The organism is Acaryochloris sp. IP29b_bin.137, from assembly GCF_028285745.1.
Lineage (GTDB): Bacteria > Cyanobacteriota > Cyanobacteriia > Thermosynechococcales > Thermosynechococcaceae > Acaryochloris.
In genome coordinates, this window is record NZ_JANQOP010000162.1 from 1 (window position 1) to 11,278 (window position 11,278).

Consider the following 11,278-nt stretch of genomic DNA (forward strand, 5'->3'; position numbering starts at 1 on the left):
GCGATGCATGAGCAGTTGGCCCAGTATCTGGTTGCGTATCAGCCGAATTTAAATAAAAAGTATCTGTTCCCCGGTCGGCATGGTCGCTCTCATATCCGCAGAGGGTCAACCGATTTGATTTTGAGAGAGGCGTTTTAGCGAGTGGGCTTGAGTGGGTTCAGTACCCACAGCTTCAGACGCACGGCTCTAACACGGATGCACAACGCTGGAGTGCCGACGAAGCACATTCAGCGAATTTCGGGGCATCGGACACTGGCCGCACTAACGGGGTATCTGGAGGTTACCGATGAGCAGGTGGAGGGGGCGATTGGGAAGTTGGCGTTTTAAGTTTGCTAATTAGGGTTAGAAACGCGCATGTGTGGATCTAAGTGGGAGGGGCGAGGCGTTATAGACTCCCTCGACCCAAACCTTCTCCACCCACTTGGAGGGTAACCTCCCTGATGACCCGGCTCCTATCCAGGTTGCTACTGGGAATAAGCGCAGGAGTGGAGCCAAGTCCATGAGAACACCGCTTGGTGCCATGATGCTTAACCAAGCCAAAACAGGAAAGCCTAGTTAGATATTGTCGCACCTAGCTCCTGGGGTGACCTGGGGGCTGGGTGGTTGGTGCAGACTAAATTTCTACCAATATTTTTAGTTTTATTAAGGGATTAATAAAAAAGAGGATGGTGTAATTTGCTTTGACCTAATCTATCATTGACAGGAATGTACAATGACTCTTCTACAAAAGATATGACTGTTAGTCGAATTGCTGTTGCTGGTCGAAAAGGAGGTGTAGGAAAAACAACAATTGCCTGTGGAATTGCGTCGATTCTAGCTAGTATGCAGCAAAGAGTACTAGTTATAGATATGGATCCCCAATCAAATGCTGCTTATGTGCTTGGAGTTGATCCAACAAAGCCTGGAACCGCGTCTCTGCTGGTTGGTGATCATCTAGAACCCTTGAAAGTAGGTAATTACCTATGGGTATTACCAGGTGGCCCTGAACTCATGAATCATAATATTCAATCCTGTGATCAAGAAGAGCTTGCTGATGCAGTTTTTGGTATGGATTATGATGTTGTTGTTTTTGACTGTGCTCCTGGGAATGAACATTTAGAAAGACTTGCTATAAAAGCTGCTGATACGGTGCTCATAGTTTCTGATGCACATCCACTTGCATTAGTTGGAGCGAGTCGTGTAATTAAAGAATTGAAGCTAAATAGTCAAAAAGGTAGAAAAGGAGCTTCAAGGTGGGCGATTATTCAATCAAAAATTGATGCACGTCGAGCCATGGATCGTACTTTTGATGCTGATCTGGCAGAGTCATTCCCAAACATACAAAGGTTTGTTGTTCGCCAAGACACACAGTTATCCCTTGCTGCTGCAGACCAAATCCCACTCATGACTTACGATGCTAAGTGCCGCGGAGCCCAAGATTTGATAGTTGTTGCACAGTGGGGACTCAATGGCTCAGCGTAAATCCAATACAAAACGTTTTCAACAAGCTTTAAATGTAGCTGATGATATGTCAGTGATTGACCAAGCTATATCTAATGATACTAATTCAAATCGATACTTAAAGACGGCGATCTTATTAGATCAAATAAAGCTACGCAGTGAAGACACTAGGGAACTAAATCAAGATCATGTATTTGCTTTATCAGAGTCGATTGAGGTATTGGGATTAATTGAACCACTAGTGGTTGATACTAGGAATCGGCTATTGGCTGGAGGTCATCGCCTATCAGCAATACATTTTCTCCGTGACAATAAGCAGGAACGATATAATGAGCAATTTCCTGGTTCTAAGATACCTGTTCGAGTAATGCCTTTTGATGCAGATCAAGATCCTGAAAAAGCTTTGCAATGTGAGGTAGCGGAAAATGAACACAGACGTGATTATACAGCTACAGAGGTTAGGAATTTAGCGGAAAGACTTAAAAAAGCTGGATACAGTCACGGCAAGGGACGGCCAAGAAAGGGAAAGAAAGCCTTACTGCCTGCACTAGAGGTGATTATTGGTAAGCATACTAGAACAATTCAACGCTATCTTAGTGACCATCAGAAAGAAAATGCGACAAATGTCGCATTAACTGCTGAAACCAAGAAACTGAAAAGGATTGAGAAAGATCTCCTGGCTTGGAAAAATGAAAATATTCACTGCGCTACTAATTCCAAGAAGGCTTTGCTGCTTAAACGAATTCCATCAATGGCAAAACTAATAAACCAAGTTCTTATGGAAATTCAAACTCAAGATGGGAATTAATTTTTGTCGAGATTACTATCAATCAAATCATTCTGGGGGAATGATTGTTGCGTGTTCAATGCAATCGGTAAACTGATTGTTCATACTCGTCAAAGATGTTCAGACTAATTTTGCTGCATGAGTCTAAGCAGTTCATCAGTGCTTACCTTTCCACTCATGTCAGCTCCTTCTAAGAGACTATCTGCCAAATCTCGCTTTCGGTTGTGCAATTCAACAATCTTTTCTTCAATCGTACCCTTTGCTACAAGTCGATAAATAGTAACGGGGCGCTGTTGCCCAATCCGATGAGCCCGATCTGAAGCTTGGTCTTCCACGGCAGGATTCCACCAAGGATCCATGTGAATGACATAATCTGCAGCCGTGAGATTTAACCCAGTGCCTCCTGCTTTAAGGCTAATCAAGAAAATCTCACCCACTCCAGCTTGAAAAGCATCCACTCGTTTATGTCGGTCTTTCGCAGGGGTACTGCCGTCAAGATATTGATATTGGATCTGTTGTTCATCTAAGTAACGGCGAATTATTTCGAGATGATCCACAAACTGGCTAAAGACTAATGCCTTATGTTTGTTATCGAGCAATTCATTGAGTACCTCTGCAAAGAGCTTCAACTTCGCACTTGGTAAATCTGTTTCTGGAAGGACCAAGCACGGATTACAACAAGCCCGTCGTAGGCGCATCAATTCAGCAAGAACCTGGATATGTTTAGGACCATCGGCAGCATCACTCTCGTTCAATTTTGCCAATGCGTCCTGTCGTAAAGCCTCATAAAAGGCTAGCTCTTCTGGGCTTAAATCGACTTGTAGAACAATTTCAGTGCGAGAGGGCAGTTCCTCTAAGACTTGGCTTTTCGTTCGTCGGAGGATGAATGGTTGGATTAACTTCTTCAAGCAACTCCGCGCTGCTTTATTATGGTGCCGTTCAATCGGAATGGCAAAACGTTTATTAAAGCTATCCAAAGATCCCAGTAATCCAGGATTAATAAAGCGAAACAGGTTCCATAATTCACCTAAGTGATTCTCTATAGGGGTGCCCGTCGTAATAATCTTCAATTCACCTTGGAGCTTCATGGCGGATTGAGATCGTTTCGTTGAAAAATTCTTAATCGCTTGGGCCTCATCTAGAACAATTGTTTGCCAGTTCACCTGAGCTAACATCTCAGCCACTTCCTCTTGCTGCAAGAGCCCGTAGCTACAAATCAGAATGTCAAAGGGCTTAAGATGCTCTAGTAACTGTCTCCGATTACTATTGTCAAATTGCAGTGGTGTGAGAGTGGGAGCATATCTTTTGGCCTCCTTATGCCAATTCATGCCAACAGAGGTGGGAGCCACAATCAGAGTTGGGCCTTGAGGGGCTCGAGTGAGAATCACTGCTAGTGCCTGCAGAGTTTTTCCCAGCCCCATGTCATCTGCAAGACAAGCTCCAACTCCCCAATGAGAAAGTTTAGCTAACCAGCGAAATCCTTCAATTTGATAGTCTCGCAATTGGACTTGCAATGTTGAAGGAATCTCAGGTTCAAAATTTTTTAACTGGTGTAGCCTTTGTTTTTGGTCACGCCAGTGTTTATCCGCTTGCAGGTTTCCTACATCCTCAACCAGATCCTCTAGGGCTACTGAGGCTAGAGGGTGAAACCTTAAACCCTTCCCATGCGCTTCAGATAAAGCCTGCAATTCAGCAAGCCGCTTGCGAAAAGACTGGGCTAGGGCCAGAAACTGACCCTCTTCTAGTTTGATAAACCGCCCAGATGTCTCATCGAGCAACGCCAATAGCTTTTGAAGGTCTAGGACAAGACTGTTATCAACATTCACCTCACCTTGGATCGCAAACCAATCTTGTTGTTGGTTAATCTTCAAGTTGAGATGGTCTAAGTCTGCTCGATGTGATATCCGAAATTTTTCGCCTTCGGGCCATTCCACGATGACTTGGTCAGAGATGGATTGTAGATCGTAGAGGAGTTCTAAACAGTCATCTGGCTCTGTGATGAGCCATTCCCCATGATCACCTCCATATTGGTACAGGGTTGGACATGAATCGATTGTCCGTTGTGCCAACTGGTCTTCTTCCTCTAAGTCACGATTGGTTTGCAATCGCCTACCTTCAATTTCGGCAATCACGGTGCTGCCCCCAGATCCAGGTGGAAAATAAGAACCACAGCTCCCAAATGGTCGAACCCTGATCATGGCTTTGAGTCCATTCCCTGCAGGTAGAAGATGAACATGGGGGATCGAATGGGCTGCCACTAACTCAGCGTTTTCAGTGCCACCGCCGATATCCGATTGAACCGTAACAAGTCCAGATATTGAGCTAATAGCTGAAAGCACTTGCTCTTTAGCCGTCTTGGGTACATTGAGGCAATTGTAATTCCCCAGGATATTGGCAATGCGGCGGTGACTTTCATTGATTTCAATCACTTTCAGGCGGGTGGGGGTTTCCTGTGTGACTAAAATGTCTTTCGCTCTGGGTATTTGAGGATTTAGTTGTAAAGTGAGCCTTCCCTGGTCTCTTTCTTTGACCAATAGTTCCGGTTCGCCTTTGATGATGTCAATACGGGTGGAGGGCAAATCAGCCCAAAAGACTACAGGATGACCCACCAAATGAGTTATGGCTTGTTCCTTGAATTGATATTCAGTTTTATGATAGCCAAAATAGTAGCTCACTTCGTCTTCAATCTCAGCACAGGCTTTCAAGTCTTGGTTAGTGAGATAGCCCAGGCTTTTGGGTTGATTGAACAAACGGCTCAGGGCAATCTTGCGCCCCTTGCTCCACCCTCCCTTAGCATTGCGTTTCTGTTCTTTGGGTTCGAGTGAGATGTTCCCTGATTCGATAGATACAAACCAAGCCAGCCGAGAAATGGCTCCCGTTTTGTCAGTGAACAGGAATTCGGAATTTAACTGTTCTAAGGCTTTTAAGCTGAGCTGCCAATCTTCTTGGGCAGTGATTAATTTGGCTAGGGGAAACTGAGATAACGGCAGGTCAGGCAACTTTGGTTTAGAGGCAGGTTGTTCAGAAGCCAGTTGTTGGATTAAAGCTTTCGCTTCAGAAGCCAGCCAACTATATCCAGCGTTATAGGCTTGACAACAATATGGTTCAAGGACTTCGACTAAAGCTGTTTTTGCTGAGCTGGGGTCAACCCAATGGACACATAATGCACTGATCAGAGTTGGTATGCTTTGGCCATATTGGTAGGGCAGAACAGAGGTATTGATAATTGAGTTTTGGTAGGATAAGTCACCTTGTTGGATCAATAAGACTTTTTTGAGCAGGGAATAAATCTCAGAGAGCCAATGGTCTTCGGATTCAAGGATCAAGTCGATATAGCTCATCGCTGAACTGTGTAATGCCATGGATCCTTCATGGAGGAGTGTCAATACATAGAAAATGCCGCTGATGGACTCAAAATAAACCTTGCGCTTGCTCGTGAGTTTCCTTAATGCTTTCAATGCTTCCTGATAGGCAGTGAGTGCGGCGTCATAATCACCTTCCAAACAAGCCAACCAACCTTGGATAGCCAATGCATCATGTTTATAGTCTGCATGGATATCAACTAGATATGCTCTAGCTTCTTCCAGACGACCTCTTAATATCAGTTGTTCGGCTAAGACAATACTGAGATAGTTTCCGCCCACGTCCTCACAAATTTCAATGAGAACTTCTAACTTGTCTTCAGCAGGAAACAACAGGAGGGAATCAGTGAGTAACCCATTGACCAGAAATAGATCAGCTAGTTCCATGGGAATGGTCCAAAACCAGTACTGATCAAAGGGATTATTACAAACGAGGTCAAGAACCTCATCTAACGCAATCTTGTCACTTCTGTAGCCGTAGGAATAGTAGTCTTGGCAATACTCTGCAATGGCTTCAAAATCTTTCTGATAAAAGCCCATGCGAAAAGCACGGATAAACTCTTGGTAATCATCAAAGCTCCGTCCTTTACCATTCCATCCTGGCTTAAATGGAACAATGGTTTCTACCGCTTCAACCATTGCCTTAAACTTATCTTTGGCTACGGCATCTCTTGTGGCAATCTCAATGATTAAGGGGTGAACTCGGAGTTTATTATTCTCCATCAATAGAACTTCTAAGTTGAGGAGATGTTCAATAAAAGGCCGGATGGTTGAGCTAGTCAGCTTTTTTTGCTTTGGGCTACGGGTTCCTATCGTTGCCAAGCAAGATAACAAGGCAGTTCGGCTTGTGGATGTGTAAATAACTGAAACTGCTTGAATAATTTCTCGTTCTAGATCAGAAAGTTGTTCATACTTGTTGACTAGGCTTGCTCTAACGGCAGATAGATCTTCCTGCTTCTCGGGGGGATTTGTGGATAGGGTCACGTCGGTGGGGAGTGGCTAGTATCTTAACTAGTTTAGAATGGGTGTCCACTACTCAATGGTCTGGAAAAACTTTTTAAGTTGTCTTCACCGATATTATCCCGGTATGCTCACTTGGGCAGATTCCCTTAAGGGTGAGGTTTGGCTGCAAACTTTTTAGGCAATCTGAGTTACAGAATATTTCCAGTTTTCTCGGGATTGTGACATCAGTTTTGCAATGGCCTGAAAAGAATCTATTGTGGATCGGGTGAGTTGGGCTTTTATCTCACTGAGTCATCAGTATTGAATTCTTGAAAGTCTTACATGCTCTTTTTGACTGAAAGAGCATGTAAAGGGGACAAAGCATTGGAAATTCGTAGATTCAATCCAGTTGGGGACAGGAAGATCTAGCTTATTGAGAATTGAGAAGATCTGATTTAGCGTACATCATCGGCTGTTTCCTTACGCAAGATATAGATATGCTGAAGGTTATTAAGCAATTAGTTAATGGCAGCTGAATTGGTTCCCTGAAACTAATGCAGCGTAAGAAAATCCGGAAAATTATGCAGGTGGGAACTATATATCCCTAAATTGTTGACCATCAATGGTTGGTTAGCTGCTCAGAATACTTGCTAGAGTGAGGCCTGTGATATCGATTTGATTGAGTGTAAACTCCATGTCAACAAAAGGGTGAGTACCACGTTGGAAGAGTTCTCAAAACCCCATCCTGATTGGGGAGCTGATCAACTCCAACATCTGAAAGACGATTTCAATTCCACTTGAATGCCCTTTCCCTAACGGCTAATTCCCTCTGGTGCGACGCAATGGTGAGCGCTATGGTCATGAATTGTTGTTGCTTAAGCAACTGGTGATTCTCAAGCACAAACGCTATCAGTGTAAGAATTATCTAAAATATAAAGATGGGTCAATCTATTCTGCCCTCTTGGATCGCTCCATGCGGTTTTGGGATAAGAAGATGATGGTCTCTGGTCAATATCGAGTAGCTGAAGCCATTGACCCTATGATGAATGCTTGGGCATTAATATCCTTGTAATAAATTAGGACTATCATAAAAGGTGGCACTTACCGCAATTTAGTGTCTTTGTGACTTCTATCAGACTTTATTTGCTCAAATTTTAGTATCAGCCTTGTGAAGCTTCGGATCTACAGCAATGACTGAAAGTACCTTCCTACTGGTTCATGGTTCGTGGATGGGAAAGTTTTGTTGGTCTGAGGTGATACCTCGGCTTGAAGAAAAAGGCTTTACAGCCACTAGCCTAGATCTTCCAGCCCATGGTGATGACCCAACAACTCCAGAGTCCGTAACACTAGACAGCTATCGCGACTCTGTAGTTGCTGCTGTTGGCGAGCGGGATAATATCATTCTGGTTGGACATAGTATGTCCGGGATGGTAATTTCATCTGTTGGAGAAACTATACCAACTCAAATCAAAGCATTAGTGTATCTTTGTGCCTACTTGCCTCAAGACGGTGAGAGCATCTATCAACTTGCATCAGAGGACACCGATACGAAAATGATGTCTTATTGGAGGCAAAATAATCCAGAGAGGGATTCACCAGCATGGTTAGCTAAAGAAGGGATCATAGAGGTCTTTGGAGAAGATTGCCCACCCAAATATCAGGAATTGTTAGTTGCACATCATCGGGTAGAACCCATGTTGCCGTGTACAAGTCCAGTCAAATTAACAGACGAAAACTTTGGCTCTGTACCGCGTTATTATATTGAAACTTTGAACGACAACGCCGTTAGTCACCAGCACCAAGTTTTAATGCTAGGCCGAGTGAGCGTCAAACGGAAGTTTCAGCTTCAGTCCTCACATTGCCCCTTCTTCTCTATGCCTAAGCAACTAGTTGAGTGTTTGATAGAGGTAATTGAAAATGAGGATTATTGAAGCCTCTTTCATCTAGGAATCACTTTGGAGATGCATAAGCACGAGCGTACCTCTGGCAAAAACTCATAGCCTATCCGATGACTGATTGTTAGCCTGAGATTCTTTAGCTTCCGAATATGAACTTTCAACCATTCATTATCAAAACCGGTATATTTTGCTAGCTCACCACAGGGAAATGAAGGAGATTGAGAACTGCTTTCATGCTTTCAATACCATAAGTGTCCATTCTACATATAATGAAGCTTTATCAAGGCTGTGTAAACACCTTTGCCAGTCTTCAAATTAGTATCACTATTACTTCTAAACAAGTGAATTGAGGCAGGACCCGGCAGGCTTGACCTATACCGCGTTAGAAAAGCCTTCTTCAATGAATACAAAGGAGACGATACAACATACCATAAGCTACCTCATACCATGTGGGGATGTAAGTTTTCATGAAAGCTTTCTCACAAAAGCTTCATTGAACCTTCATGCCTTCGAGATAGGGTGTACCTGTTCAACAGCAAGGTAGGGAGAGGTTCTTGGGATATGGATGCGAAATCCACTTTATATTATATTTGTTCTTACTTTAAATTTCTCTTATTCTCAACATTAAAATTTTCGACCTATGTAAAATCTAATATTTCTGAATAAGAAACTTCACTACATTAGGTTCTACTTGAGTGATTCAAAAGTTTTATAAGATGTTGTTGCTCAAGATATTTTTTGCTGCCTGACTAAACAAATCATTCTTATAAAGTCAGAGTATGTTGATGTGCCTACGAATTCTAACCAAACGCATTGAGATTTTTTATGACCGTAGAAGAAGTTGTAAATTATTATTTGGAGCACTATAAGCCTAAGAAACTAACATTCGAGACAGATCCCCTCAACGTACCAATCATTGAATCTTGGATTTGTATCTACATCAGTCATAGGGTTGTTGTTCATGGTCAAATTTTTAACCACCCTCAATATCCTTCAGGAGGTAATTTGAAAACTTCTCCTATCCATGGATACCTGGCTAGAGATGGTCGAGTATATATAACAACAAAGAACTCCGTATACGAGCTAGGTGTACCTCACTCAGATCTTGATATTGATACTCAATTCTTGATGAATGATTTTGAAGATGTACAAGAAGAAAAGCTAAATAATTGGGACTAATCAATCTCTGAATATTTTGATTGACATGACCCTAGTCCAGATGACCTTTAGCACATGAAGAAATATGCATAATTATGAGTTGTTTGCCTTAAAAAAATTGAGAGCTCCTTGTTATCAAAAATGTCGAATATAAATAATACTTCTCAGTGACTTAGTTCTCATTGATGGGCTATAAAATTACAGTCTAATAAGAAAATTTATTATTAAATGAATACTTACGCTTACAGGTTATGCCGATGGCAGAAGCGTTTGAAGCATCTCTGAATCAACTTGCACAATCATGGCAACAAACCATATTAGATAGTGCAGATTTTATTATTATTTCGACCGATATCAATGGGGTGATTCAAACCCTCAATACTGGGGCAATAGAAAAATTAGGCTATATCGCAGAAGAAATTATTGGTATAGCTACTCCTGCTCTTTTCCATGATCCTAAGGAAGTAGCCCAGGGCTATTTCATTCTAAAAACATCCATTAGCATGTCAAAAGATTGTTCGCAGCGCCGTTTTGCTTGAGCCATATTGGTGAATCCATGCTCTCGATAAAGATTGAGAGCCAGATTACGTGCTTGTACAAACAGGCCAATTAGGGGTGTGGTTCGGATTCTTGAAGCATCCTCACCTTGGGTCACATCGCGAACATAATGGACCTTGTTCTCTACGCCCCAATACCCCCGAATTCGTTGTGCCAAAGGTTTGACCTCCTCCAGCAGTGACGTGATGTAATAGCGAGTTTCTTGGGTATCGACAATCATGTCGTCATAGACTTCAGAGCGTTGTGATTCAACCCGAATGAGTGTGTTGAGACCTGGCCATGGTCGAATGTGGCTCAGGTCACGGCAGATACTAACGGTTCGCTTCTCAATCCGGCCATGGCCTTTCTCAAGCGTTTTCAACGTTTGTTCTGGCTGAAAATGTGCTTTGACCTCAGCGAGTAAGCCTTTCTGGTTGCCTTTGAGCGCTCCAAGATACTCATTGCCGCTCTCGATAATCAACTGTGCTGTTTTTTTGAGTCTTGATGGCATCAAAGGCAAAGACGACTCCTTTGAGCGCAAGCTGTTCAATCATGTCAGGCAGTGCCTTAATTTCATTGGTTTTATGGTCAACTTCGTAAGGGGACAAGATTAAACCTCGCTCCACTACATAGGCTGTGACCATCATGATGGCTGGATGGGCAGGGCAATTAGGATTATCTGTTATTAGACGACAATCGAGCTGACGGATTAATGACGATGTCACGTCGGCTATAGCTATGAAGAAACCAGGCATCCCCTGAGAAGGATAAAACTAGATCCCAATTCCCTAGAAATGATGTGTGAGATCGCGTTTCTAGAATTCAATCTCAAGAAAAAAGACACTTTTTACATCCCTAATCAATAGAGGGCTGTACAAGTGCCTAACAAAAGAATTGATTCCTATCATACTCGTGTTTATATGAACGGAAGAGACCTCGGCTTGAAACAAGCTGATGCAGCTTACATTGCCGAAATATCTACAAGAACCGGACAACGAATTGAGGCCGGCACCCATCAACCTAATCGCGGCCGCCTTCAGGACCAACGCACCGTTCCCGACCCCTTAGCTGATGTGTGGGAAGACGAGCTAGAACCAATGCTGCGTCGAGACCCACGCCTCAAACCCATGACCCTGTACGAGTACCTGCAGGAT

General features: G+C 43.0%; 10 protein-coding genes and 1 pseudogene. 8 read left to right on the forward strand and 3 right to left on the reverse strand.

Going from position 1 to position 11,278, the window contains the following annotated elements; all coding sequences use genetic code 11:
• Window positions 1-141 precede the first annotated feature (141 nt).
• The 3 genes from Q0991_RS12020 (at window position 142) to Q0991_RS12030 (ending at window position 2,248) form a co-directional block, all read left to right on the forward strand.
• On the forward strand, window positions 142-327 hold the full coding sequence (locus Q0991_RS12020) for a tyrosine-type recombinase/integrase (protein ID WP_299488798.1): 186 nt from the start codon (window positions 142-144) through the stop codon (window positions 325-327).
• Window positions 328-705: 378 nt separating this feature from the next.
• Window positions 706-1,461 (forward strand): ParA family protein, encoded by a 756-nt coding sequence (locus tag Q0991_RS12025; protein WP_299488800.1) that lies wholly within the window; start codon window positions 706-708, stop codon window positions 1,459-1,461.
• Entirely contained in the window at window positions 1,448-2,248 is an 801-nt protein-coding gene (locus Q0991_RS12030; protein WP_299488803.1) for a ParB N-terminal domain-containing protein, read from the forward strand. The genes Q0991_RS12025 and Q0991_RS12030 overlap by 14 nt, the downstream gene beginning before the upstream one ends.
• A gap of 104 nt (window positions 2,249-2,352) precedes the next feature.
• Here Q0991_RS12030 and Q0991_RS12035 read toward each other — a convergent pair whose 3' ends face one another.
• Window positions 2,353-6,573, reverse strand: coding sequence for an SNF2-related protein (locus tag Q0991_RS12035; protein ID WP_299488806.1), 4,221 nt, complete (start codon window positions 6,571-6,573; stop codon window positions 2,353-2,355).
• A 790-nt stretch (window positions 6,574-7,363) separates the two neighbouring features.
• Here Q0991_RS12035 and Q0991_RS12040 point away from each other — a divergent pair.
• The 4 genes from Q0991_RS12040 to Q0991_RS12055 all read left to right on the forward strand — a co-directional run bounded on the left by Q0991_RS12040 (window position 7,364) and on the right by Q0991_RS12055 (window position 10,126).
• Window positions 7,364-7,603, forward strand: coding sequence for a hypothetical protein (locus Q0991_RS12040; RefSeq protein WP_299488809.1), 240 nt, complete (start codon window positions 7,364-7,366; stop codon window positions 7,601-7,603).
• 118 nt (window positions 7,604-7,721) lie between these two features.
• On the forward strand, window positions 7,722-8,462 hold the full coding sequence (locus Q0991_RS12045) for an alpha/beta fold hydrolase (RefSeq protein ID WP_299488811.1): 741 nt from the start codon (window positions 7,722-7,724) through the stop codon (window positions 8,460-8,462).
• 792 nt (window positions 8,463-9,254) lie between these two features.
• Window positions 9,255-9,608, forward strand: a complete 354-nt coding sequence (locus Q0991_RS12050; protein WP_299488814.1) for a hypothetical protein — start codon at window positions 9,255-9,257, stop codon at window positions 9,606-9,608.
• A 236-nt stretch (window positions 9,609-9,844) separates the two neighbouring features.
• Window positions 9,845-10,126 (forward strand): PAS domain S-box protein, encoded by a 282-nt coding sequence (locus Q0991_RS12055; protein ID WP_299488817.1) that lies wholly within the window; start codon window positions 9,845-9,847, stop codon window positions 10,124-10,126.
• Here the strand turns inward: Q0991_RS12055 and Q0991_RS12060 are convergent.
• Both Q0991_RS12060 and Q0991_RS12065 read right to left on the reverse strand, forming a co-directional pair.
• Entirely contained in the window at window positions 10,063-10,635 is a 573-nt protein-coding gene (locus Q0991_RS12060) for an ISAs1 family transposase (protein WP_299488820.1), read from the reverse strand. The genes Q0991_RS12055 and Q0991_RS12060 overlap by 64 nt on opposite strands.
• Window positions 10,583-10,849 (reverse strand): hypothetical protein, encoded by a 267-nt coding sequence (locus Q0991_RS12065; protein ID WP_299488822.1) that lies wholly within the window; start codon window positions 10,847-10,849, stop codon window positions 10,583-10,585. Before Q0991_RS12065 ends, Q0991_RS12060 begins: the two co-directional genes overlap by 53 nt.
• A 153-nt stretch (window positions 10,850-11,002) precedes the next feature.
• Here Q0991_RS12065 and Q0991_RS12070 point away from each other — a divergent pair.
• Window positions 11,003-11,278, forward strand: a pseudogene (locus Q0991_RS12070) (IS21 family transposase); the annotation flags it as partial.